Raw genomic sequence first — 25,856 nt, forward strand, 5'->3', positions numbered from 1 at the left:
TTAGTCTTTTCCTTGCCACTTATTCTCCGCAACCGTACGTTCTGTCGAGCTCACTATCGGTTGATTCTCTGTGTCTGATTGGGTGTCTACAGTTGTCTGTTCTCGATCCGCGGCACTGCCACTTGTCACCGTACATTGACTATCTTGGATCTGCTCGGTGAACAATCTTCTTATTTCATCCCTTTGATTTTTGGCAACGAGTACATAAGCCACATCTCCTGCCAATAACTGCGTGGTTCCTTTGGGCGCAATCATCTCTTCCCCACGAATTATAGCTGTAATCAAGGTGTCATCCGGCAATCTTAATTGATGCAAGTAGCTGTTCTCTATACAAGCACCAGGCTCAATCGTTTTCTTCACCAAGTCCATGTTCGTCTTCCCGACCGACACCAGCTCAAGCGCATGTACCTGCTGCCCGCCTGGTTCGCCAGCCAATCCAAGCCGCTTCGCAAGCGGAGAAATGGTAGCCCCTTGAATAAGGGCAGACGTCAGAACAATAAAGAATACAATATTGAAGAACAATTGTCCATGCTCTAAGCCTGCAATCATAGGATATGTCGCCATAACAATAGGCACCGCACCTTTTAACCCTGCCCAAGCAATAAGCGTCTTCTCCTTGCCTGTAAACTTACTATACATCAAGCTAATGAATACACCGAGCGGTCTTGCGACGAACATGAGAAGAATTGACAGCACCAGACCTTGCCATGTAATCTCTAGCAGTTGAAGCGGGAACACGAGAAGTCCAAGAAGGATGAACATCATGATCTGCATCAGCCAGGCGAAGCCCTCATTGAATCTTACAATCGTAAAACGATATTGCAAATCGGAATTGCCGATGACAAGTGCCATCACGTATACAGCTAAGAAGCCGCTGCCCTTCAGCAGACCAACACCGCTATAAGTTAGGATCGCGAATCCGATTGCAAGTATAGGGTACATGCCAGATGTATCAAGGGCAATTCGATTCAATACTTGAACGATGAACCAGCCTGCGAGCAGTCCTAAGCCAAGTCCAAGTCCCATTTGCCATACAAATGAGAACAGCATTTCCCATACGGAAAGATCCGGAATCTGAATCCATTCAATGAATGATATCGTCAAGAAGACGGCCATCGGGTCATTCGTTCCTGATTCCGCCTCTAAGGTGGAGGTCAATCGCTTCTTCACATTCTGGCTTCCGAGAACTGCGAACACGGCTGCGGCATCCGTAGAGCCGACAATCGCACCGATCAGCATGCCCTCTTTCCAATCAATTCCTAAGATAAATACCGAACACACACCAAAAACCGTAGCAGTAATCATTACACCGATGGTTGCAAGCGATACAGATCCGCCAATGACAGGCCGAATGTCACGCCAGCTTGTCTGCATTCCTCCATCGAACAATATAATGATCAGAGCCAAAATCCCGAATAGCTGCGTTAACTTCGCATTATCGTAATAAATGAGAGGATTCAATGCCATCCCTACAATAATAAACAATACAAGTGAAGGCACATTGAATCGATTCGAGAATTTGGCACTAATCACTCCCGCTAGAAGTAAAGAACCAAATAAGAAAATAATCATATCCGTCGTCCACAAATTCGCATCATCCCTTTTCATCACTATATCGCATACAGTATCGTCCAGCACAATCAAGATGGAATATGGAGGATTGCGTTTACATACTGTACCTCCATTATACTGTATACCTACCGAATAAATAAGAATAACTTATGAACAGGCTGCGAAATATACAACCGGCAACAAGAACGTGTCGCCGGTTCCTGTATATGAATCATAAGTAATCGTTATATTTAGCGGCTCTTCTTGCGATAATGAGAAGGAGGGATTCCCGTCCACCGTTTGAACATCCTTGAAAAATGCGTTAAATCGCGAAATCCGACAGCCCGACATACCTCTGCTACTGTAGTATCTCTTGTCAGCAGCATCTCGCTTGCCTGACGCATGCGGAAATCATTCAAATATTCGTTAAATGACTTGCCTGTGTAGGATTTAAACACATCACAGAAATAGGTCTTGGATAGTGATGCAAGCCGGCAAATCTGCTCCAGACGAATATCCTCATGAAAATGCTTATGCACATAATCAAGAGAGACTTGAACAGCCTCTCGGTGCTTATTTATACGATCTTCCTCCTTCTTTACCTGCACGACTGTTCTCGTGTCATTGTCTTCACTTCCCCGGCTCAACAAAACGAGAAGCTTCAGCAAATTCGCCTTTAAAACAAGCCCGTAATGAGCTGTCTTCATCCGGAACTCCCTCTGCATCTCCTCCAGAATCGTCCTCACATGTCGTTCTTCTTCACCGGAGAGAGACATTAAAGTTGGCTTCCTTCCCCCTTCACTTAGCACAGGATGCAAATACTGATAGTCCATGAAATTACTCTGGAGCTCAGGCTGGGTAAAGCGCTCATTGATATAATAAGGTAAGAACTCGCAGCCAATGACTTCCGTCTGTCGTCCCGGAATCCATTCCACACCGTGTACCGCAAACGGAGGCACGATGCATACACTTCCCGCGAGCATTTTGTGACGTCTCCCGAGATAAGAATGCATGATCCCTCCCTTCACGACATACCAAATTTGAAAATAATCATGGGTATGCTCATGCAAATTGCCGTGAGTGTGGTCGATCCGATACAATTTGCAAGGGAGAGCCTCTGGAAATTCAAACTTTGAGTGAAAAAATACGACACCCTTTGATGAGAACTCCTCAATGCTTCTGCCAATCCACATGTTTTTCATTGCGGGCTGACTACCTATTACAGACATCAATTCCCCTCCTATTCGCTAGAAATATCGAATTTGGAAAGCTCTCAATGTAAGCGTTTGCACGAACAGCGGTTTATCCCTCTTCTCAACAAGCATGTTTAACTATGTGGAAGTTTAAAGACTGTCTATGAGGGAAAATGCGACAGGAAGGCCCAGTGATCTTACCTGAAGAATCATGTAGGCTTCCTGTTGCCATGAGGATTACTCCGCAAAACATGCCTGATACAGAGCTTTGGCTAGAGCCATATGTCCAACCGCGCTCGGATGAACGCGATCCCATGCCAGTGTAGCCGGATAGAAATGCTCCAGCAGCTTATCCATGACCTGCTGTGTATCTACAAATAATGTACCATGCTCATTCGCGATCTCCTTAACAATTCGACCGTATTCATTCATCGTTCGGCGCATCGCATCTTCTTGGTTCGGTTCAATATAATAGGGTGTCATTAACGCAATCCAGCGTACATTCGGCTTGGATCGTTCAACGAGACGATTCAAGGTGTCATAATATTGATCTGAACCTACATGCTGCTCCGACACGAAGGGCATATCGTATTGACGCCAGACATCATTAATTCCAATACAAATAACAAGTCCGTCCGGCTCCAATTGTTCGACATCTGTCTCCCATCTACGCTCTAAATCAACCACTGTATTCCCACTAATGCCCATATTCACGATGCGAATTCCCATCTCAGGATGCTCCGTCTGAACTAGTGCATCGAACATGGATACGTATCCTTTGCCATTGGCTCCGAATAATCCTTCCCCATACGGTCTAGCCCGCTCACAATCCGTTATGGAATCTCCAATGATAACGATCTTATCCCCATGCTGCAGCATAATACAATGACCTCCCTACACATTATGGAAACAACATCCAAAACATAACCTCACTTAGGAGTTTTTTTCCACATACCTAATTCAATAGGGAGATCATCAATTCCTGCCCACTCGGGCAACCATTCAAATTTTTATGTTAGGATCGCAGTAGCCGAAGCCCATTCAGGATGACAAGAATCGTACTCCCCTCGTGTCCGACGACTCCAAGCGGGAGAGGAATCCCGAGTATGAAGTTAGTTGCAATTAACCCCGTAATGACCGCTACAGCGAATATGATGTTCTGCTTTACAATCGACTGTGTTCTTCTCCCCAGCACGATCGCATGCGCGATGTTGGCCAGATCATCGTTCATCAAGACAATGTCGGCGGTCTCCAAAGCTGCGTCACTGCCTGCCGCCCCCATAGCAATCCCGACAGTTGCACTGGCCAGTGCAGGCGCATCATTGACGCCATCGCCTACCATCGCCACCTGTCCATATTGCTCCTTAAGCTTCTTAATAATGTTGAGCTTATCTTCAGGCAGCAGTTCGGAGAACACCAAGTCAATTCCTGCTTGGGAAGCAATAGAACTTGCCGTCTGTCTCTGATCGCCTGTCAGCATGGCCACCTCTATGCCCTGCCGCTTCAGTTGCTTCACCATTTCAATCGCCTCTGGGCGAATGCGATCCTGGAGCGCGATCACACCGACAACACGCTCGGATCTCTCCACCACAATCACCGTCTTGCCTTTGCATTGCAAAGATTCGATCTGAGCGCGAATCATCTCATCCATCCCTTGCTCAGAGCAAATATATGACGGCTTGCCGATTCTCCATTGCTTCCCTTCCCATTCAGCTTCAATGCCCTGCCCGGCATGTGCTTGGAATTGAGTAGGGCGCAGCAAACGCTCAGTGGCTTCTGTATGCTCTTGGTTACGCTCTGCTTCAGCAACAATTGCCTTAGCGATCGGATGTGTGGACAGCTTCTCCAACGCTCCGGCAGCAGATAGAAGCTCCCGTTTATCCATTGATTCATACGGAATGACATCCGTAACCTCCAGCTTGCCGGAGGTGAGCGTTCCAGTCTTGTCAAAGGCAATTGCCTTTACGTGCGAGATAAGATCCAAATATGCGCCTCCCTTGAACAAAACGCCTTTTCGTGCGCTGTTCGAAATAGCAGACAGTGTTGCTGGCATGATAGAGGCAACCAATGCGCATGGTGAGGCCACAACGAGAAATACCATTGCCCGATAAAAGGCATCCGACCATGCTTCTTGCAGCAGCAGTGGGGGAAGAACTGCAAGCGCCAAGGTTGCAGCAATAATCACTCTTGCGTATATATGTTCGAATTTCTCAATCATCCGCTGCGACTTGGGCATCTCACTCTGAGCTTCTTGAACGAGGCGAATGATCTTCGCGAAGAGAGACGAGTCACTTGATCTCGATACAGTAACATACAAAGCCCCTTGCCCATTCACCGTTCCTGCGTATACGTCATCCCCCATGGCCTTATCTACAGGAATGCTCTCTCCTGTAATCGAGGATTGGTTGACAGAGGATTGGCCATCCTGAACCGTTCCATCTGCTGGTATACGCTCACCTGGCTTTACAAGCACAAGATCCCCTATTATCAACTGCTCTACAGGCAGTAACCATTCAATCCCATTTCGAATGACGAGCGCTTGCTCCGGCTTCAAATCCATCAGCGCAGAGATATCTCGCGAGCTGCGGTTCATCGTAAAGGTTTCAAGTGCGCCACTCAATGCAAAAATGAAAATGAGCACTGCGCCTTCAGACCAGTATCCAATCGAAGCAGCACCAAGTGCGGCAGCAATCATGAGTAGGTTAACATCCAAATCCTTGTCGCGAAGCAGCGTAACAATGCCTTCCTTCAGCTTAAGCCATCCTCCACACACGTAAGACAGTACATAGCACGCTACCGCCCATTGTTCAGCAAGCTGATTGCTGAACATGGCTAGCAGCAGAAACAGCAGGCTTCCAGCTGCTGCGCAGGATTCTTTATGTTCGCCAAGCCATTGCTTCCATGATGTTGTCATCGAAATTGTATTGTTCATTTCATTTCATCCTCTCTTCAAATGAAAATGACTATCGTTGTTAATCCCCTAAAAATGCATCATGCTGCTTCCGTGTTGGAAGCAGCATGTGTATTGAGAATGAGATTAATTTTCACTATGGTCATTTTTTTTGAATTGAGGCAACATTACTGTATTTATTATAATCAACAGTTCAAGAAATGTGAATAGAAATGTGAATATCTGCAAGCAGAAAAATAAACATTGAAATGAGGCGCACCTATATCTGTCAGGCTCTTGTCTCCCGAAGCTCGATATCGCCACTTACAGATGCAATCCGAACTACAGGTCCATCCACTCCAATACTTCCGCGGTAGTAATCCCGACGTTCCGTCTCTGTCCGTACTTGCGGAAGCTTCACGGACAAGTCTCCGTGATCTGCCATCGCCTCAATCTGAACATTCGCCGCCCACGAGGAGATTCGAACGTCGATATCCCCGGATTTACTTTCAATCACCGAAGGGCCAATATCACGACCCAATGTGCACTCCACGTCCCCGCTACTCGACTTCAACAGGAGTGCTCCGTTCAATTCGTCGATTTCAACTTCTCCAGAGTGGCTAACGATATCCATATTAGCTCGAATTCGCTCTGCTTCAATATCTCCTGAAGAAGAGGACAAGTACCAATTAAGTCCGACACCGTCGCTGAGACTAAGATCACCTGACGTGACTTCTGCACGCAGCTCTTCAGCATGAAGCTGATCAATTTCTACATCTCCGGATGATGTCCTAACTGCCATTGTATGCGTGTTAATGCGGCTGACGTCCACGTCACCTGAAGATGCCTCCATACTTATCCGTTCGGCCGAGCTATATTCCATACGGATATCTCCGGATTTGCTTATTATTCGTACATCCTGAAATGCCCCTTGCCGAATCACTCCATCTCCTGATGACAATTCCAATTGTAATTGGTCTGCACGAACATGCTGCATGTCAATATCTCCTGATTCAGACACCACTTGAATGTCTCCTTGGTAGCTGCTAGGTACACGGATATATAACTTCTGGTCGCCATACCGTAAATTGATAAAGGAGAAAAAGCGCTTCGCATTGTATCTCATTCGAGCCGATATTGTATACGTATCTCCGTCTATATAATCACGAATATCGAACTTCTCTGGCTCATCCGATTCGATGCGATAGCCGATCCGGTCTCCTTCATATGATTCAATGGCGACATCCACCTCACTAGTATGTATGCGGAGTGTGTGAATACATAAATTCGATTGACTGCGATCTTCTTGACTAAAGGAAGAAGCAGAGAATGTGTGAGACGATTCCTCAGCATGCGTTTCTTCACTTACTGAATATCCATCACTGCGTTCTCCTTCACCATTAGAGCGTGTATCCTCCTCAGTCTGTCCCTCTAGTGAAGCCTGCTGACGATGCTGTTCAAGAATTTCGTTTGCAATGGTCTGTACACTGCCCAGTGCATTTAGAATATCCTCTTCGGTCTTGCCAGTCTGCATCGCATCTTGGAAGTGAGCCTCAAAGTCCGTCATGATCTCCGCACGCTCCGCCGAAGGAATCTCCCCCAGCTCCCGTTCCAATCTTACGAGAAATTCTAACTTCTGCATGCTCATTTTGACATTACCTCCTTAATCATCTCATCTACACCTTTGGAGAATAGACTCCATTCCTTTAGCATTTCATGCATGTAGGTCTTGCCCGTATCCGTCAGCTTGTAATACTTGCGCGGAGGCCCCTCCGGAGACTCCTTCAGATAAGTTGAAAAATACCCTTCCTGTGTCAATCTGCGAAGCAGTGGATACATCGTTCCCTCTGCGACCTGGAACTTCTCTGAGATGCGATGAACAAGCTCATACCCGTATCGATCTTGTTCATAGGTAAGTACAAGTACACACAGCTCCAGAACTCCCTTTTTAAATTGAACATTCACGACATCTCCACCACCTTCCCTTGTCATTGGTAATTTCCTACATTGTATCACTCACTACTGTGTATTGCAAGATACCTTTTCATACACAATCTACTAATAATTAAAGCGATTTAGCTTTAATAGAAATTTACGAAATCATGAGTTTCTATAGTAATGATTGAAAACGCATTCACATAAGATGAGATAAGCTTTTGCCACAAGGTTCCCATAAACAAGCAATGAAATTATTTACAATTCCTTATCTTCTGCTTAACGCTATGTTTAATATTGGCATTTACAATGAGGCATGTGCACAGATTCGACGAATTTCGCTAAAGATTTGGATTGGTTAGCTAAAGCTAACAAGATGTATCACTATGGGAACCTGTTATTTTAATTCTACTAAGGAGTGTAATTATGAAAGCAAAACGCTGGTTTACCCTGCTCACTGTCATCTCTCTACTATTTATATCCGTTATTGGTTGTTCGAGCGGTTCATCTTCTGGAGAAGGCCAAAGCAGTGAATCAGGTGCAAGCGCGCCTGCTGTGAAGGAGGAAGATAAGACACCTGTTAAAATTCAATATTGGCACTCCCATGCAGAAGCTCAGACTGAGGGCTTGAACTATATGATCGGGGAGTTCCAGAAGAAATATCCTTACATTACTGTTGAGCCTGTATACCAGGGCGGATATGAAGACTTACATAAGAAGCTGCTTGCGGCTGTAGCTGCCGGCGATGTTCCAGCGGTAACGAACGTTGAAGTATCTTCCTTGCCTATCTTCTCTCGTGATGGTATTTTCGAAGATTTGACACCTTATGTAGAGCGCGACAAGGTTGATACTTCCGACTTCTCAGAAGGCATGCTTAAGGCATATGCGTATGAAGGCCGTCAATTTGGATTCCCGCTAATCGTAAGTACGAGTGTTATGGTCTACAACAAAACATTGCTTGATAAGCTCGGCGTTCAGCCTCCGCAAACTTGGGCAGAAATCGAAGACTACAATAAGAAAGTTACAGAGAAGAAAGACGGAAAAACAGTTCGCTATGCATTTTCCGTTCCAGGCTGGGATAACTGGTACTACGATCCTTGGATGATTAACGGCGGCGGTTCTGTTCTGAACGAAGACATGACAAAAGCAGCAATCGATACACCTGAAAGCCTGCGCTACATCGAGAACTTCAAGCGTTGGGTTGATGAAGGCAACATGCACATCGGTTACGGCAAAGGTGCTTCTGGCACAATGCGTCAAATGTTCCTGGAAGGTAAAATTGGTATGGTTGAGCACACTTCCGCAATGATCAAAACATACGTGGAAAATGCGAAGTTCGAAGTTGGCGTTTCCTTCTTGCCGGGTGACAAAACACGCATCTCCAATATCGGCGGCGCTGGCATCGTCATGATGAAAGGTGCTAAGGACAATCAAAAAGAAGCAGCTTGGAAGTTCATTCAATTCATGACAGGCAAAGAGAACAATTTGAAGTGGGCAGAAAAAGTAGGCTACCTCCCTACACACAAGTCGGCCATCGATACAGAAGAAGGCAAAGCGTACATGCAGCGTTGGCCACAATACAAAGCCGTGCTTGACAACTTCGACCAAGTGCAAGCGCGCATGCAGCATCCATTGTACCCTGAGTTCAGCAACCTCTACATCGAAGCAATGGGCAAGATGGTTCTTGAAAAAGGCGACCCAGTGAAATTGATGAAGGAAGCAGCTGTGGAAATTAACAAGGTACTCGAAGATAGCAACTAGATAGCAACTAACAATTGCGTGTGTACATCTGTGGTCAAGCAAGGTCGTCTCCCCTATATACCACACGGGAACAGGGCATGCGGCTTTGGCTTGACCTTTCTTTATCATTGTTCTAAAGGAGAGGGCGATTAAACAGATGAATGGTAATTCCGGAATTTCGAATGATACGCCGGCAGAAGCTGTGAAGTACAAGCGGCCTTGGTCATGGTACCGCTTCTCCGAGAAGTTGAAGGATTTCAGCTTCGCGCTGCCGGCACTGTTGTTCCTGCTTATTTTTACGTATGTTCCACTGGTATTCTCGATCTTCATTAGTACAACGAACTGGAATATGTCGCGGCCAGTGATGAAATTTATCGGGGCGGATAACTATACGAAGCTGTTATCCAGTGAAGACTTCTGGAAGGTACTTACGATTACGTTCAAATACACGATTTTCGACGTGTTCTTTACGATTGTTATTGGGCTTCTACTCGCACTTTTGTTCAACTCTAAATCCAAGTTTTATAATTTCTTGCGTTCGATCATCTTCATGCCATACTACATCTCTATGGTCGTCGCAGCCATGATTTTCTTGTGGATATTTAACGGTGAATACGGCCTTGCCAACTACCTATTGGACTTGGCAGGATTCGATAAGATCAACTGGATGACGAATCCGAACACGGCGCTCGGCGCTCTTATTACGGTATCCCTATGGAAAGGCGTCGGCTTCGCAATGCTGCTGTTCATTGCCGGCTTGCGCAGCATCCCAGTTGAATACTATGAGGCTTCTAGCATCGATGGCGCTTCTCGCTGGAACCAATTCTGCAATATTACGATCCCATTACTGTCTCCAATGACGTTGTTCCTTGTCATTACAAACTTCATCGGATCGATGCAAGTATTCCAGTCGATCAATATTATGACGAACGGCGGACCGCTGAATGCAACGAAGGCGATGGTGTTCTGGATCTATCAGATGGCCTTTTCCGAGTTCCGGACAGGCCGCGCATCTGCACTGGTCGTTATTTTCTTCATCATTATTATCGCCTTAACCGTAATCCAGCTGTGGATTTCGAAAAAAAGAGTTCATTACGAAGGGTAGGCTTAGCGGATGTCAAAATCCTTATTTTCATCCATCCGGTTGGCAGCAGCCATCCTCATTACATTAGTGATGTTCTTTCCAACCTATTGGCTCGTTGTCACTTCTTTAAAAACACCGTTCGAGCTGCGGCTCGCGATTCCATCCTTCTGGCCAGAATCGTTCCGCTTCCAGAACTATATTGATGCATTCCAGGCTTCACCGTTCGGCCGTTATTTCTTCAATACTGCCGTGCAGACGCTTGGGATTATGATTCTGCAGATTAATGTTGCCATCTGGGCTGCCTTCGCCTTCGCGAAGGGAAATTTCTGGGGACGCGATAAATGGTTCGTTCTCGTGCTTGCTGCGTTAATCGTTCCGGAACAAGTAACCTTCGTTCCTGTATATGTGATGATGTCCAAGATTGGCTGGCTCAACACTTTCTTGGCATTGATCGTTCCGCATGGTGCGTCTGCTTACGGCATCTTCCTGCTTCGTCAAGCTTTCAAGTCGCTTAACAATGATGTGCTGGAGGCTGCTCGAGTCGACGGTGCTGGCCGGTTCCATCAGCTGTATCGCATTCTCGTTCCGATGGCGATGCCGACGATTGCGACACTGATCGTGCTCACCTTTATCGGCAGCTGGAACTCGTACTTCTGGCCGCTTATTATGACGAACTCGGACAGCATGCGTGTGCTGACAGTTGCGGTTGCGATGATGCGAGATGCAGTAGCAGGCGACGAAGCACTTACCTTCCATTTGCTTAGCGCTGCAAGTGTGATGGTTATTCTGCCGATTGTCATTGTGTTTGCTTTTGCTCAGAAGCATATCGTCTCAGCACTCGCGAATTCAACATTTAAATAATAAGACAACTGCATGCAGCTTCTCTTATAATGCACCATCTCATCTATCTTAAGGAGGCTATGTAATGAATTCTCAGTCTACTTCTTCACGTTGCCGAAAAAGTGTTCAAGCACTGCTGCTCTCCTCTATTCTCTTGTCATCTGCCGTTGCCTGTGCCAATGGTGAGGAAGAGCCGGCAGGCTTGAATCAGGCTGCTGCACCAGTCACACAAGTATCCAACACAACTCCAAGTGCGGCTGCGGCAGTGGCTGCTGGCAAACTGACGCAACAAGAGGTGAATCCGAAGCTTCGCATTGACAAGAACGAGTTCAAGCCGCTGCTCAACATTGCACAGGATGGACCTATTATTCCTGGTCTGCACGAGCTTGTTATCCCGCAGGGTCTTGCCTACTCCGCAGACCAGGGGTGGCTTGTTATGTCAGGCTACCGTGACGTCGGTGTCAGCGTTATCGCGATTATGGATGCCAAAACTGGTCAGCTGCTGAAGTCCTTCGAGCTGTATGATGCTGTAGGAGATCCATATACGGGTCACGCCGGCGGTGTTGCCATCACAAATGGTTATGTGTTCGTTGCTTCCGGCAGCAAGGCCAGATATGTATCCATCGATAAGATGAAGCAGACAGAAAATGGCGGACAGCTTATTTTCGACGGACAATTCAAGGTCAATACGAACGCATCCTTCATTGCCTTCGAGAACGGAAAACTATGGGTTGGCGAATTTGCGCACGGCACAAGCTATCCAACAGATACCTCCCATCATATGACCAACCGTGATGGCGACCAATATCGCGCTTGGATTGAGGGATTCTCGGTAAATCCGAATACAGGATTGCCTATGCAACTGAAAAATTCCGGCGACAAGCTGGTACCTGAGCAGCTCCTCTCGATTCCGAATCGAATTCAGGGCGTATCGTTCTGGAATGGCCACTGGGTATTGAGTGATTCCTATGGTCGTAACAGCAATAGCACGATGCTGTTCTTCACCGATCCTCGTGGGCAAGCGCCTCACCAGAAGGTAACGATTAGCAACAAGGAAGTTCCGCTATGGTTCTTGGATAACGCTGAGCTTAAGCTGAAGCTTGACGGACCTCCAATGGCTGAAGAAATAACTGTGGCTGATGATTCCTTATATATCAATTATGAGTCTGCCTCTGAAGGGATTGCGATGACAGGAAGTTATGCAATGGATCGCATGCACATCCTGGATATGAAGCAAGTCGAGCAAATGTGGAAGAACAAATAAGCGCCATCTCGCAGAGTCGTCATGTGACGGCTCTTTCTTTTTGCCTTATAATGAGTAGATAGGAAATGTACGCTATGGAATAGGAGTCATATGATGATGAATGAACAGCAATGGCAGGATTTGCAGCATAGAGCAGCAGCACTTATTGAAGCCCATAACAAGGACTGCTCCCCTTTGATCAAAGAGATGGTTGAAGAAATTAAGGAACTTCAAGCAGAGAATGAGCGCCTGCGCAAAGCACTGAGTTCCGCAAGGAAACAAAATGGTGGTCACAGCCAGATGTCTACCAAATTAAGGGATGCGCTATACGAATAAAATCCGTGTCGTATGGATAATTTACGACCTTCCTCCGAACCCTATGTACAATACTTAATTTGATGAGCATCGGTTCAGGAGGTTCCGCCAATGATTACACGACCAATTCTGCTCGGATTATGTACCATGCTAAGCATATATGCATCGGGTTGCAGCACGACAAGCACGTCCCCTCAGTCCCCTTCCGCCCAAAAATCGCATGAAGGATATTCGATTCAACAACGGCAAGCACGTGTCGCGACGAAGGAAGCTCCTTCCTTCGTCGGCGGCAATGAGAGCGATGTACGGAGCCCTAAGCCGCTCACCTTATCTGAACTGCGCAGGAAATACCGCTCCCACTTCATCATGCAGGGCCCATCTGACGAAAAGAGGGTTGCCCTGACATTCGATGATGTTCCCGACAACCACTTTACCCCGCAGGTTCTTGATGTGTTGCGTAACTATGGGGTTAAGGCAACATTCTTCGTTGTCGGCAATCGGGCGGAGAAATATCCAGAGATCATGATGCGCATCCTAGAAGAAGGCCATATCGTCGGCAATCATTCCTATGATCATGCGAATCTGCCGAAGCTCACTAATGAGGCCTTCCATAATGAGATTCTTCGCACACAGAATATTCTGCGAGCTGCTACGGGACGTACGATCAACTTCATTCGACCGCCTTACGGCAATATAAGTGAAGAGCAAATTAAATGGCTTGCCTCACAACACATGCTGATCGTGAACTGGAATGTTGATTCCCTAGATTGGAAAGGGCTCACCGCAGAGCAAATTGAAGCCAACATTATGTCTCACCTGACTCCTGGTGCTATCGTGCTCCAGCATGCTGCCGGCGGTAAAAATCATGACTTAAACGGTACCGTCAAGGCGCTCCCTCACATCATTGAGGAGCTAAATCGACAAGGCATTGAGATGGTGACGTTAGATAAGCTGCTAGGCAAGCCGACATATCGGGAATAGCCCGTAAAGACGTCTAGCAACCGGTACAGAAATGCCTGTCGTGTAATTCGTCCTATTACGGATAAGAACAAGAATGGATTTCAGTGGTGCGAAGACTCATCACAGGAATAACGCAAAAGGAGCCGTGAGATCCTCCTCAACGGCTCTTTTCGTAGTCAGATTGCATAGCGATTACCGCTCCATTTCTAGTTGCATTTCTAGCCTAAGTGAATGATGGTTAGAGCAGCACCAGCAGCATTATTAATAAGCGTAGCTGTTCCTAGAAGTCCGAACAATTGGAGCGATATTGTCGTGTTCGCAGCCAAGGTAAGAATGACGTCATTGTTAAAGGTAGATAACGTAAGAACGGGTGTTATCGTAGAGGCTACGTTCGCAGCACCGTTGATAAGCAGTCTTGAACCCAGCAACAAGCCCGCGGTTAAGTTGAGCTGATACGAGATGTAATATCTTCCCGCCGTAGATACGGTAAAAGTATCGTTCGAGCCATTCACGCTTATTCCAGATCCAATGTTCTGGGCGCTTGGGAGTGGAACGAGCGTACCTAGCAAGACGACCGCGATCGAGGCTCCAGTAGTATTGGCAGCATACGAGGATGTCGCGGTAGTGTTCGTCCCTGTTGCTCCCGTTGCCCCGGTGGCTCCGGTAGAGCCAGTAATCCCCGTTGCACCCGTAGAACCCGCTACACCTGTCGATCCCGTTGCGCCAGTTACCCCAGTCGCACCTATTCCAGTCGATCCGGTTATACCTGTCGTTCCTGTAGCTCCCGTTACACCCGTTGCACCTGTTGAGCCTGTACTTCCCGTTAGCCCTGTGACTCCGGTAGAGCCTGTGTTCCCTGTGGCGCCGTTCTGACCAGTCGATCCGGTTGAACCAGTTGCTCCTGTAGCACCTGTTTCTCCCTTAGGCAATACAGGTACAATGATCCCGGATGCCTTTGCAAGCCATGATGAAAATGGATGAACGTTTAGAAAACGATAATGATTGTCCATAAACAAACTCCTTTTCGAACCGCCATCAGCTTATCATTTCTCAAGAGAGTTACTCTATTAGTTCGTACATATTCCATAGTATTGAAGTTTCTCTCAATATGACTTGGCTTATATCCAAAACAAATAGATTTACACTCTCATTACTTGTAGTCGTCCCTCTCCATCACTTCAGTTAACTTACTATCAACCTCGGCATTTTCAATAGTCCGATCGATCAGCGTTCACCATAACATAAATAAGAGCCGCGAGATTCTATTTTCTCAACGACTCTTATGGTAAAGAGATTTATTCGCTTATATACACATCTAGTAGTTTTAGGCATTTATCATGGCTCTCGTCCCTAAACCAAAAATAACGCATGTAATGAAACGTCAGCCGAACATGATTGAAACACTAAAAAACTCCTTGCTGCGCAAGGAGTTGTCATTAGTTAATTTGGTGCGGTAGAGAGGACTCGAACCTCCACGGGCGTACGCCCACTACCCCCTCAAGATAGCGTGTCTGCCATTCCACCACTACCGCACGTATTTTGGGAAGGATGTCTATTGACATCTCAACCGAGGAATAAAACTGGTGAGCCATGAAGGACTCGAACCTTCGACACCCTGATTAAAAGTCAGGTGCTCTACCAACTGAGCTAATGGCTCATGGTGCAAGAACATTGCTGTTCGCCATGTCACTCCAACAAGGATTGAAGTGGTGACCCGTAGGGGATTCGAACCCCTGTTACCTCCGTGAAAGGGAGGTGTCTTAACCCCTTGACCAACGGGCCATATCGTTGTCGTTTCTTACTTCTTTCTCATCACCTCTCGGCGACAATTAAGAGTATATCAAACGATACGACCGTTGACAAGCCTTTTTTTAAAAAACTTTTTTACCATATTTATGAACCGTTTTTTCCTTATCCGACAGCTATTCTCTACAACCTATTCGATACGATTTATTGCTCTTATAATATGCCCGTCTCCTCAGATTAAATACGACAAGAACAAGGTGGCTGTACCGAAATAAACCGTCAGTGAAAAGATATCATTCAATGTTGTAATGAGTGGCCCAGATGCGACTGCTGGATCCGCGTTAAGCTTATACAGCATAATAGGAATCACTGTACCCGCCATTGTACCAATGATAACCGTCAGGAATAGAGAGCAGCCCACTACCAGCCCCAGCGCTAAGCTTCCCTGCCATATCCCCGCTACAAGGGCAACCGCAGTACCGCACACCGTGCCGATGATCAGACCTACGAACAATTCTCGCCACAGGAGCCTCGTGACTGTTCCCTTGTCTAAATGCTCTGAGGCAAGTCCGCGTATTACCACAGCAAGCGACTGCGTGCCTGTGTTTCCTGTCATCCCTGCAATCATGGGCATGAAGAAGGTGAGCGCAACAACCTGCTGCAGCGTCCCCTCAAACCAACTAATAATGCTTCCCGACACAAGCCCAAGGAATAGAAGCATAATCAACCATGGCAAACGTCTGCGGGCTGCTGTGAAAGGGTTCGTTCGAAAGTCAATCGTCTTATCCGTTGCCGACAACTTATTAATGTCCTCATGAGCTTCTTCTCGCAAGACGTCAATGACATCATCAACGGTTACGATCCCAAGCAGCTTGTCATCTGGATCAACAACAGGCATGGACAAGAAATCGTATTGTTCAAATAGTCGGGCCACTTCCTCTTGATCCGTATCGACAGTAACGGAAATGACCTTCTCATTCATAAGCGATTGGATGGTATCTGTCTCCGGAGCCAGCACCAATTCACGGTAAGTCAACGTACCGACCAGCCGCTTCTGTTCATTGACTACATACAGATAGTGGACGTTCTTCGTCATCTCAGCGAACGCCTTTACCTTCTCAACCGCTTCCCGCACAGTGTAACGCTCATAGAACCAGACATAGCGGTTCGTCATCAATCCGCCCGCTGTTTCCGGTTCATAGGTCATCAGGCGGCGTACTGTGTCGCTCTCCTCCCGCTCCATGAGCGAAAGCAAGAACTCCTTCTCTTCCACGCTAACCGCTGCCATCATATCAGCCAAGTCATCATTGTCCATCCGGTTCAATACTTCTGCCGCACGATTGCGGCCAAGCATCTGGAACGACTCCAGTTGAAGATCCGGATTCAACTCACGGATCATTTCCGTTAGCTGACCTACTTCCAGCACCTCAAGCAACCGAGAGCGCTGCGACAAATTTACATGACGATATACGACCGCTAAATCATAAGGATGCCAATAGCGGAGCGCGTACTTCACTTCATCAACAGAACCCTGCAAAATGCGTTCTGCCTCATCTATGATCTCATCAGTATCGTACGATACCGTGTCCTTATCCTTGTTCGAGTCTGCTTTCGTTGTCTTTTTCTCGTTCCATGCTTGCTTCTGTTTATCACGTTTACTCCCCATTACGCTCACCCCCCACGGATAACAATCCGTATATGGTGTATTCCGCTGCTACTTCAAGCCGATTTTATGAAACCCACCATTACATTCATTAAACGCACTGAACAATTGGCGAAACAGAATGACCATCATCTGTTCACACTGAATGCCTCCATAGTGTATGAAAAAAAGCAAGGAATAACCGCGATCTCTCACAGTTACCCTTGCTTTATCCATTTCGACGATGATGCAATATGTATAGATAACAAAAAAATCCCTTGCGGGATCTTGTCTGTACCATTGTGGCGGAGAGAGAGGGATTCGAACCCTCGCGGCTGTTACACCCTAACGCTTTAGCAAAGCGCCCCCTTCGGCCTCTTGGGTACCTCTCCATGAATGGCTCCCCGAACAGGACTCGAACCTGTGACAACTCGATTAACAGTCGAGTGCTCTACCAACTGAGCTATCAGGGAATGACAAGTACTAATTTATCATGAATCCGATATAGTGTCAACACATTTCAAAAAATAAATGTAAAAATAGCAGACAAACAGCCAATCAGTTCGCTTCAAACCAGCGTGACAAGGCAACGATTAACGCCCCCATTCGCTCCTCATCTGGAACTAACATCCGCTTTATCCCTTCATCGATCGCCGCTGCAGCTGTAACTTTGCCCACCGCCGCAAGCAGTGTTCGCTCTTGGAAGATCTGGAGCAGCTTATCCGCCATTCCTCTTTCCTTCGCATAAGCAAATAGGAATCGAAGTTGTGGAGCAGCCGTTACGGCAACTGCATCTATCTGTCCCGACAACAGCTCTGAAGTGAACTGCTCCAGTACGGCCTCATCGGGCGGGGTATGCCGGTAGGGCATCAGCTCTATAGATTGCGCACCTGCATCAGCGAGAAATGCGTTCAGGGTTGGGGCTGGATCTCCATGCAATTGCAGCGCAACTAATGAGCCGCGCCATTGTTCAGCATCATAAGACGCCATAGCCCTTACCAGTCCAACCGTCGAGCCATCATCATCTCGAATATCCGGGACGATGCCAAGCCGCTTCAATGCATTAACGGTTTTGTAGCCTCGTGCTGCATGCCGTATCTGCTTCAGCTTCACTAGCAATGCCTCTTCTCTTCCCGCTTCACGCGCTGCCTCCAACAGCTTCTCAAGCCCTATTCCTGTCGTCCAGACAGCCCACTGTACAGGCTTGTCTATTACCTTGTCCACTTCGGCAGCCAGATGGTCAAAATGCTCGAACATCGTCCCTTGAGTTGGCCTTACTAGCGGCAATCCTCCCTGCTTCGCAACAAGCAATGACATCTCCTCGGCTTTGCGTGGACCTGTAATTGCAACAACCTTTCCCTCGCATTTCGGCATGACAAGACCTCCCTCAGCTATTGTTTAATTAGTTCCCTACCAGTACGATTAATGCTATATGCTGAACATCATTGCTGTACATATGGCAGAACATTATTTCTCCACCTGCTCGGTCATCAGCAGCATCTTCAATTTTCCGTGACAACGACCACATGCATACTTACGAACATCCACCTTGCGTTTGCGCATATAAGCTTGTCCGCACTGTACACATTCCAAGTGGTATCGATAAGGCATTTGACGGTTGCGGGCAACATCCGGCAGGGATTTGCAATATCTAGATCCTCCAACTGCTTGCAGCAGCTGTCTGAAATCTGTATCTCGATGCTTGTACCCTTTCCCTTCCAAGTGCAGATGGTAGTGACAGAGCTCATGCTTAATAATACGTTCAACTTCTTCCAGACCATTCTGCTCCAGCTGCTTCGGATTGATTTCTATGTCATGCGAGCGCAGCAAGTAGCGTCCTCCTGTTGACTTCAGTCGCGAATTATAACGTGCCTTATGCCGAAAAGGCTTCCCGAAATCACGGAGCGAAACCTGTTCGATCCAAGCTTGCAGCTGTTCATCTGACATCTTCATCCCCCTTTCGCCTCTTCGTCTCAGTCTGCTATTTCTAATCCTGTTCGAGATAAGTTGCTTTCGGGGTATGCCTACATTGTATCGGGAAAGGTTGTTCCCTACAACAACAAGAATGGAGCATGAATTCCTATGAGAAACTTGCAGTGATACCTGTAGAGATACTTGCAGAGACGATTGCGGACCTGCACCAAATGCGGCCAACGCCCATATGATAGCGTTACAACGACGATTCTCTCGTCCCCGCCGAAGGAGGGATACTCATGCCGCAATGGTTATGCAATCAGCTAATGCGCGCCTTCAATAAGAAGGATCGCCGTCAAATTAAGCTATTAAATGAGTGTTGGTTTTTTTACCGTTCGAAGCCGCGTGCGCATACGTAAATGGTTCCGTACGCTGCGCAACATGCACAAGCAGAAAGTCAGGCCTTAGATCATCATCGCATATAGGCAAAAACCCCCGATTGAACGAACGGCGTCTCCTAACAAGGTGTGAGACCGTCCGACTTCCTCATCGGGGGACTTTCGTCATGCTGCAATATGCTACCGTCATGTTTCATATTTTACGATTGCATGTATTACATATACGGATTTAATGCTTTCGTTCTATCGCTTTATCCCTCTTTACTTCGGAGCCTTCATTGTAAGACCGACCCGGCCCTTCTTCATATCCACTTGCAGTACCCATACCGTTACATTATCACCAACAGAGACAACATCAAGCGGATGCTTCACAAAACGGTCGCTAAGCTGAGAAATATGCACGAGGCCGTCATTCTTAATGCCGATATCAACAAATGCACCGAAGTCAATAACGTTGCGAACCGTTCCCTTCAGCTCCATACCAGGTTTCAAGTCCTCAATTTGGAGGACATCTGTACGGAAAATAGGCGGCGCCAACTCCTCGCGCGGGTCGCGACCCGGACGCAGCAAGCTGTCGATAATATCCCTCAGTGTAGGTGTACCTACCTCTAACTTCTCAGCCAGCTCATTTAGATTCGCCCCGCTCAGTGCCTGTGTTAACGCAGCTGTCCCAATATCCTCCGTACGAAGTCCCATGAGCGCGAACAGCCGATCTACAACTCCATACGACTCTGGGTGAATCGGCGTCTTATCAAGAGGAAGATCTCCATCTGGAATACGGAGAAATCCTACACATTGCTCAAATGCCTTCGGCCCCAGACGCGGCACCTTCTGCAGCTGCTTGCGAACCGTAAATTTCCCGTTCTCTTCCCTGTACTTCACGATGTTCTTAGCCAAGGTTGCATTGATGCCTGATACATAAGACAACAAGGACGGAGAAGCCGTGTTCAAATCTACACCAACATGGTTAACTGCCGATTCCACAACGGCGCCCAAGCTCTCCTCCAGCCGCTTAGGAGCCACATCATGCTGATACTGGCCAACTCCAATAGCCTTAGGTTCAATTTTAACCAACTCCGCTAATGGATCCTGCATCCGACGAGCAATCGATACTGCACTGCGCTCTGCAACATCCAGAGAAGGAAACTCCTCTTGGGCTAGCTTAGAAGCCGAATAGACACTAGCGCCAGCCTCATTGACGATTACATATTGGATGCCAGCTCCACCGCCTGGACGGGACTTCAACCAATCTGCAACAAATTGCTCGGTCTCGCGAGAAGCGGTTCCGTTGCCGATTACGACCAACTCAACCCCGTACTTGTCTGCGAGTCTGCTGAACGTCTGCTCAGCCTCTGCCACCTTATGGTGAGGGGCTGTTGGATACGTTACTGCTACTTCCAGCAGCTTGCCTGTATCATCGACCACGCACAGCTTGCAGCCTGTCCGGAAAGCGGGGTCGACACCTAATACGGTCTTCCCCTTTACTGGCGGCTGTAATAGAAGACTTCGCAAGTTCTGTGCGAACACTTGGATTGCTTGCTCCTCAGCCTTGTCAGTTAGCTCATTGCGTACATCCCGCTCAATCGACGGTGCAATTAGTCGCTTATATGCATCTTCAATCGTCGCCTTCAGTAAGGAAGTGACGACAGAGTCGCGTTGGATCACTTTCCGCTCCATATAAGCATGTACCTGTTCCACAGGCACATCTAACGCAACTTTCAGAATGTCCTCACGCTCACCGCGGTTAATCGCCAATATCCGATGAGAAGGCAGCCTGCGAACCGGTTCCGTGTACGCATAGTACATCTCATATACCGATTCCTGCTCTTTATCCTTCGCTTCGGTACGAATTATGCCCTGATCAAATGTAAACTTACGAACCCAGGCACGTATAGCAGGATCATCGCCCACCATCTCCGCTATAATATCAAGCGCACCCTGCACCGTATCCTCAGCGGTAGCAACGCCCGCTTCTTCATTCACATATGAAGCAGCTTCCGCTAGCGCGCTGCCTTGCTTCGGGAACGTCAGGATCCAGTTCGCCAGCGGCTCAAGCCCCCGCTCCTTCGCCACGCTTGCCCGCGTTTTCCTCTTCTGGCGATAGGGACGGTACAAATCCTCTACCTCTTGTAGCTTCGAAGCTCCTACAACTGCTTGCTGCAGATCCGCTGTCAGCTTGCCCTGCTCCGCAATCAGACGAAGCACCTCACGTTTGCGATCCTCCAGCCCGCGTACATAAGCAAGCCGCTCTTCGAGTGCGCGCAACTGGTTCTCATCCAGCTCTCCAGTCATTTCCTTACGATATCGCGCGATAAATGGAATCGTATTGCCCTCATCCAATAAGCTGATAGTTGCATCTACCTGCTTCGGATTCAGTGATAATTCGCTTATAAGCTGCTTGCGCAGTCGTTTTGGCTGTTCCACAGCCATCTGTTCTAGCAAGGGTTCCAATGCTGTCATATCGATAACGGATTCTTGTCCTGCCATTCGTTACATCCTCTCTGCAACCCGAACCCTCATCGTAGAATTCGAGATATTAGGTATCGCCGGCACTTGTCCGACATTTACGGTTTCTTAGATTGATGCCTGATCATTATGCTCTCTCTATTTTCGCAAAATTGAGCCTTATTTTCCAGCGCAAAGGTCACAAATCGTTATGATCCGATTCACAGAGGGATATAGCTGTATCCCTATTTCTGCTCATAGCAAAAAAGAACGAGGCAATCCCCGTTCTTCTCATTCTCAATATCGTATCTAGAAGTCGATCAAGCCCACACTAATTTGCAAGCCTTCATCAACCTTGCGCATCGTTTCCTCATCCAAGTGCGTTATCTTATCCGTCAAACGCTGCTTATCGATCGTACGAATCTGTTCCAGCAATATGACCGAATCACGATCAAAGCCGTGGGTTTCCGCATCGATTTCGACATGGGTCGGCAATTTCGCCTTCTGGATCTGGGCTGTAATCGCCGCAACGATCACCGTTGGACTGAATCGGTTGCCAATATCGTTCTGTATGACGAGGACAGGTCGAACCCCTCCCTGTTCCGAACCAACGACGGGCGATAAATCCGCAAAAAATACGTCGCCGCGCTTCACAATCAATGTTTACACCCCGCTAACCAAACGGCCGAGAGTGCCATCCGCATCTTCTTCCGCATAAAAAGCCTCCGATGCCATTGTGAGATTGATTTTCGCCATTTCCATATAGCCACGCTGCATCGATTCACGAATGTGCCGTTTCTTGCGCTCGTTCAAATATAATTTCATCGCTTGTCGGATAAATTCACTCCGATTGGATTTCTCCATAGCGACGATGCCGTCCACTTCTTGTAATAATTGGTCGGGCAAGCTGATCATGATCCGTTTGGTGTTCTGAATATTTGCCACCTGTCCTCGCACCCCCAAAACCTTTCCTGCCTAGTTACCATTATGTCGATTCCGTAGAAAATTTATACAAAAGAATATATATGCCCAATGCAGACGAAGTATGTTGCATCACCAACAAGTTCGTCTCAACAACATCCCCACTGAGCCTCTCCATTTCATTCGCCCTTGGGACACCAAAATCCTTCAAGTTCCGCAAAAAGTTTCGCGGTAAATGGTTCCATATGCCGAATCATCAGATGCGCGGCACTGCAACCTGCAGTATTTATCCCAGAAGGAGCGGATTCGACACCTTCACGACTTGCCCGTTGTCGATATATACGCGCGGTACACGATTCGCGATCATGCATGTGACCTCATAATGTATCGTGCCTAACCATTCTGCTACCTCGGCTGCCGTTATGCATTCCTCGCCTTGACGGCCAATGAGCACAACTTCCTCACCTGCTCCAATAGTGCTAGCAGCCTCGCCTAATGGCAGCAAAGACAGCATGCACTGATCCATACAAATAGTCCCTACTACCGGTACACGTTGCCCTCGAATGAGCATCGAGGCTTTACGCTGCAGCAAGCGTGAATAGCCGTCTGCGTAGCCTACCGGCATCGTAGCTATCCATTCACCATCTCCTGTATGGTAATTGACCCCATAGCTAACGCCTTCATTTGCAGGAAGCGGCTTGCTGTGGCTAACCGCACTCTTTAAGCTAAGAACTGGCTCTAGTGCAATGCTCTGCTGATTGACTTCAGCGGATGGATATAGTCCATACAGACTGATACCAACACGCACCATTTGATCGCTCCAACTCGGCATGTCGATCGTGGCCGCACTGTTGCTGGTATGGACGATCGGGATCGTAATCCCGTGTTCCTTCAGGACATCAACAACCGTTAGGAAACGATCACGCTGCACTTGCGCATACGACTTATCCGCCTCATCAGCTGTCGCGAAGTGAGTGAACAGCCCCTCTACCTCGACTCCTTGAATCGATCTTAACCGGTTAATCGTACGCACCGCATCCTCTGGACTGCGAATCCCAAGGCGTCCCATACCCGAATCAATCTTGACATGAACCTTCAATATGCGACCGGCGTGATTGGCAGACCATTGAGAAGCCTGCTGCTCTAACGCCTGCACACATTCTTCTGAAAATATATTCAATGTTATATCATATCGAAATGCCGCTTCTATTGCTTCTGGCGGCGTATATCCAAGTATCAATATTGGCGTATGGATGCCTGCCTTGCGAAGCTGGATCGCTTCCTCCAAGAACGCTACATTCAAATAATCAACACCAAATTGTTCTGCGGCGCGAGACACTTCTATCGCACCATGTCCATATGCATTCGCCTTTACACATACACTTAGCTTCGTCGAAGCTGACATTGAGCTGCGAAATGCTTGCAAGTTCCGGCGCAATGCATCTAAAGAAATCTCTGCGCGCGTCGGGCGAAAATACGTATCCAAGTCAACCACCTTCACCGTCTCCTCGTCTCTCCCGTTCAATCGTCAATATCCTATGTTACTTGCCGTCAGGAAGACTGTCAACCAACGGAGACCGTGTTTACCACCCTTTTCTAAGGAAAAAACCACATAGCTAGTCAGAATCTCCCGTTTCCTCTCTTGAGATACGCATAAACGCGGCCCGAATTTCATGTACATGAATACGGACCGCGTAAGTTAGATACGCTATCTTATTTTCCTGGCTGGTCGACTAATGATTGTGCAATCTTCACCATCTCAGCGGTCGGGAGATCTGAGCTGACGATGCGATATTTGACACCATCATACATCCAGGTGAGCGCCTTTTGCTCCTCGCCCGACAACTGTCCGATCGTAAAGCCAAGATTCAAGCCTTCCCCAATCGGCAGCCCTGTCTCCATATCCTTCGGACGGGATTCCATAAGGGTAAAGTTATACGTTCCTGTATAGCGAATCACTACAGCATGCTCCTTGCTGTCTGGAATTGCCGGCTCATCCTTCTTCGCTACCCCCTCTGGCAAGTAGGATGGCTCAATAATTCCAAATGGCCCAAGCTCAGCTTCATCATTGCTGCGATCATTTGCTCCAGCATCAGAGCCTGTTGTCTCCGAACCTGTTCCTTCTGTCGTACCCGATGATGGCTCTGTGCTGTCTGGATGCTCCGAATTGTCAACTTGAGCATTCGTTTCCTTCGTTTCGCCTGTTGGAAGCTTATTTACCTCGACAGTCGTGTTTGGAAGCGCGGCGTTCTTCATGCTCGTCATATTGCGCTGCATATCGAAGGAATCCTGCTCGAACTTCTTGCCGAAGTCGAATTGATTGAACTTCATTTCCACAATGACCTTGGAATCTGAATCACTCACTTGTACTTGCTTCGGTGCATAGCTATCCTTGTTTAACCATATTTTCTGACGAACCAAAGAGTCAGTCTGATAATTAGCCGCCACTTCAAATACATAGTCTTCACCATCTGCTGTGAACTGGCGAGCGTTGTCAGACAGGATGCTGCGTACTAACGTTTGATACAAGTACACTTGGCCTTGGTTCTCTGGCCAATCACTCTGGAAGCGGAAGATTTTATTCAAGCTTGGTGTCAGGACGAAGACGCCTTCCTTGTTGCGAAGCACAATTTGCGTAATATCCTTCTTCTCATTCTTTAGCTCAATCCGGTAGTACGACGGGTTCTGATACCATACCTCAACCCGGTATTCAAGCGGCTGTTGACCCGAGTGCAGTGTCATCGTGCCGATGCCTGCATAGCTTTCCAGTTTACTCATTACCTTGTCCAGATCTTGAACCACCGCAGTCGCATCCTTTTTGCCGCATCCAGCTACTAGGATTGCTACGCTCATCACGATGGCCAACACCCATGTGATCCGACGCATGAGATCATCCCCTCTGACATCAATATTCTTCGATTCGGTGTACTCCTCATCACTGATAACATGTCTATGTAGGAACTTGGACGATTATGCAGACTAGCATGACAAGCGTGACAAGTTATCTTTGTGAAATTTACACCCTCCGGTTCAAGGAAT

General features: G+C 47.5%; 22 protein-coding genes and 5 tRNA genes. 7 read left to right on the forward strand and 20 right to left on the reverse strand.

Translation table 11 applies throughout. The annotated features are described in order from the left end of the window. The 6 genes from BLS15_RS02150 to BLS15_RS02175 all read right to left on the reverse strand — a co-directional run bounded on the left by BLS15_RS02150 (nt 1) and on the right by BLS15_RS02175 (nt 7,599). On the reverse strand, nt 1–1,608 hold the full coding sequence (locus BLS15_RS02150; protein ID WP_081677076.1) for a potassium/proton antiporter: 1,608 nt from the start codon (nt 1,606–1,608) through the stop codon (nt 1–3). A 194-nt stretch (nt 1,609–1,802) separates the two neighbouring features. Next, nucleotides 1,803–2,780, reverse strand: coding sequence for an AraC family transcriptional regulator (locus tag BLS15_RS02155; RefSeq protein ID WP_051614014.1), 978 nt, complete (start codon nt 2,778–2,780; stop codon nt 1,803–1,805). Nucleotides 2,781–2,981: 201 nt separating this feature from the next. Continuing rightward, a complete protein-coding gene (locus BLS15_RS02160; protein WP_028531682.1) occupies nt 2,982–3,626 on the reverse strand; it encodes an SGNH/GDSL hydrolase family protein in 645 nt (214 codons plus the stop codon). Nucleotides 3,627–3,759: 133 nt separating this feature from the next. Then, a complete protein-coding gene (locus BLS15_RS02165) occupies nt 3,760–5,676 on the reverse strand; it encodes a heavy metal translocating P-type ATPase (protein WP_021256396.1) in 1,917 nt (638 codons plus the stop codon). A 247-nt stretch (nt 5,677–5,923) separates the two neighbouring features. Continuing rightward, nucleotides 5,924–7,282, reverse strand: coding sequence for a DUF4097 family beta strand repeat-containing protein (locus BLS15_RS02170; protein ID WP_090509657.1), 1,359 nt, complete (start codon nt 7,280–7,282; stop codon nt 5,924–5,926). Next, complete coding sequence (locus BLS15_RS02175; RefSeq protein WP_021256398.1) at nt 7,279–7,599, reverse strand: PadR family transcriptional regulator; 321 nt, start codon at nt 7,597–7,599, stop codon at nt 7,279–7,281. Before BLS15_RS02175 ends, BLS15_RS02170 begins: the two co-directional genes overlap by 4 nt. 396 nt (nt 7,600–7,995) lie before the next feature. On the opposite strand from BLS15_RS02175, the gene BLS15_RS02180 reads away from it, so the two are divergent. The 6 genes from BLS15_RS02180 (at nt 7,996) to BLS15_RS02205 (ending at nt 13,772) form a co-directional block, all read left to right on the forward strand. Then, a complete protein-coding gene (locus BLS15_RS02180; RefSeq protein ID WP_021256399.1) occupies nt 7,996–9,330 on the forward strand; it encodes an ABC transporter substrate-binding protein in 1,335 nt (444 codons plus the stop codon). A gap of 136 nt (nt 9,331–9,466) precedes the next feature. Then, entirely contained in the window at nt 9,467–10,414 is a 948-nt protein-coding gene (locus tag BLS15_RS02185) for a carbohydrate ABC transporter permease (RefSeq protein WP_021256400.1), read from the forward strand. A gap of 9 nt (nt 10,415–10,423) precedes the next feature. Next, nucleotides 10,424–11,254 carry a carbohydrate ABC transporter permease gene (locus tag BLS15_RS02190; protein ID WP_028531680.1) on the forward strand — a complete coding sequence of 277 codons (831 nt, stop codon included), beginning with the start codon at nt 10,424–10,426 and terminating at the stop codon, nt 11,252–11,254. Nucleotides 11,255–11,318: 64 nt separating this feature from the next. Next, nucleotides 11,319–12,497, forward strand: a complete 1,179-nt coding sequence (locus BLS15_RS02195; protein WP_090509660.1) for a YncE family protein — start codon at nt 11,319–11,321, stop codon at nt 12,495–12,497. A gap of 96 nt (nt 12,498–12,593) precedes the next feature. Next, nucleotides 12,594–12,812, forward strand: coding sequence for a hypothetical protein (locus BLS15_RS02200; RefSeq protein ID WP_021256403.1), 219 nt, complete (start codon nt 12,594–12,596; stop codon nt 12,810–12,812). Nucleotides 12,813–12,902: 90 nt separating this feature from the next. Next, the gene (locus tag BLS15_RS02205) at nt 12,903–13,772 is read left to right on the forward strand and encodes a polysaccharide deacetylase family protein (protein WP_021256404.1); all 870 of its coding nucleotides are present in this window, start codon (nt 12,903–12,905) and stop codon (nt 13,770–13,772) included. Between the two features lie 197 nt (nt 13,773–13,969). Here the strand turns inward: BLS15_RS02205 and BLS15_RS02210 are convergent, their stop codons facing one another. From BLS15_RS02210 to BLS15_RS02250, 9 genes are all read right to left on the reverse strand, one after another. After that, nucleotides 13,970–14,761, reverse strand: coding sequence for a BclA C-terminal domain-containing protein (locus BLS15_RS02210; protein WP_090509665.1), 792 nt, complete (start codon nt 14,759–14,761; stop codon nt 13,970–13,972). 436 nt (nt 14,762–15,197) lie between these two features. Beyond that, nucleotides 15,198–15,283: transfer RNA gene (locus tag BLS15_RS02215), tRNA-Leu, on the reverse strand. Nucleotides 15,284–15,332: 49 nt separating this feature from the next. Next, a tRNA-Lys gene (locus tag BLS15_RS02220) sits at nt 15,333–15,408 on the reverse strand. Nucleotides 15,409–15,458: 50 nt separating this feature from the next. After that, nucleotides 15,459–15,533 (reverse strand) — tRNA-Glu (locus tag BLS15_RS02225). Nucleotides 15,534–15,729: 196 nt separating this feature from the next. Further along, the gene (gene mgtE / locus BLS15_RS02230; protein ID WP_028531677.1) at nt 15,730–17,163 is read right to left on the reverse strand and encodes a magnesium transporter; all 1,434 of its coding nucleotides are present in this window, start codon (nt 17,161–17,163) and stop codon (nt 15,730–15,732) included. Nucleotides 17,164–17,442: 279 nt separating this feature from the next. Continuing rightward, nucleotides 17,443–17,531: transfer RNA gene (locus BLS15_RS02235), tRNA-Ser, on the reverse strand. A 5-nt stretch (nt 17,532–17,536) separates the two neighbouring features. Beyond that, nucleotides 17,537–17,612: transfer RNA gene (locus BLS15_RS02240), tRNA-Asn, on the reverse strand. Nucleotides 17,613–17,697: 85 nt separating this feature from the next. Next, the gene (locus BLS15_RS02245) at nt 17,698–18,513 is read right to left on the reverse strand and encodes a uroporphyrinogen-III synthase (protein WP_028531676.1); all 816 of its coding nucleotides are present in this window, start codon (nt 18,511–18,513) and stop codon (nt 17,698–17,700) included. Between the two features lie 93 nt (nt 18,514–18,606). Then, nucleotides 18,607–19,086 carry a SprT family protein gene (locus BLS15_RS02250; RefSeq protein ID WP_036591415.1) on the reverse strand — a complete coding sequence of 160 codons (480 nt, stop codon included), beginning with the start codon at nt 19,084–19,086 and terminating at the stop codon, nt 18,607–18,609. Between the two features lie 266 nt (nt 19,087–19,352). Between BLS15_RS02250 and cmpA the strand changes: the two genes are divergently transcribed. Further along, nucleotides 19,353–19,472, forward strand: a complete 120-nt coding sequence (gene cmpA / locus BLS15_RS02255) for a cortex morphogenetic protein CmpA (RefSeq protein ID WP_021254410.1) — start codon at nt 19,353–19,355, stop codon at nt 19,470–19,472. A 240-nt stretch (nt 19,473–19,712) separates the two neighbouring features. On the opposite strand, the gene BLS15_RS02260 is transcribed toward cmpA, so the two are convergent. The 5 genes from BLS15_RS02260 to BLS15_RS02280 all read right to left on the reverse strand — a co-directional run bounded on the left by BLS15_RS02260 (nt 19,713) and on the right by BLS15_RS02280 (nt 25,703). Beyond that, the gene (locus BLS15_RS02260) at nt 19,713–21,938 is read right to left on the reverse strand and encodes a Tex family protein (RefSeq protein WP_090509668.1); all 2,226 of its coding nucleotides are present in this window, start codon (nt 21,936–21,938) and stop codon (nt 19,713–19,715) included. A gap of 267 nt (nt 21,939–22,205) precedes the next feature. Next, complete coding sequence (locus BLS15_RS02265) at nt 22,206–22,556, reverse strand: type II toxin-antitoxin system PemK/MazF family toxin (RefSeq protein WP_019422581.1); 351 nt, start codon at nt 22,554–22,556, stop codon at nt 22,206–22,208. 3 nt (nt 22,557–22,559) lie between these two features. Continuing rightward, on the reverse strand, nt 22,560–22,841 hold the full coding sequence (locus BLS15_RS02270; protein ID WP_019422582.1) for a CopG family ribbon-helix-helix protein: 282 nt from the start codon (nt 22,839–22,841) through the stop codon (nt 22,560–22,562). A 262-nt stretch (nt 22,842–23,103) separates the two neighbouring features. Beyond that, the gene (gene alr, locus BLS15_RS02275) at nt 23,104–24,342 is read right to left on the reverse strand and encodes an alanine racemase (RefSeq protein ID WP_321163065.1); all 1,239 of its coding nucleotides are present in this window, start codon (nt 24,340–24,342) and stop codon (nt 23,104–23,106) included. Nucleotides 24,343–24,530: 188 nt separating this feature from the next. Beyond that, nucleotides 24,531–25,703 carry a LolA family protein gene (locus BLS15_RS02280; RefSeq protein WP_021254413.1) on the reverse strand — a complete coding sequence of 391 codons (1,173 nt, stop codon included), beginning with the start codon at nt 25,701–25,703 and terminating at the stop codon, nt 24,531–24,533. Between the last annotated feature and the right edge of the window lie 153 nt (nt 25,704–25,856).

It is taken from the genome of Paenibacillus sp. cl6col (assembly GCF_900102125.1).
Lineage (GTDB): Bacteria > Bacillota > Bacilli > Paenibacillales > Paenibacillaceae > Paenibacillus_B > Paenibacillus_B suaedae.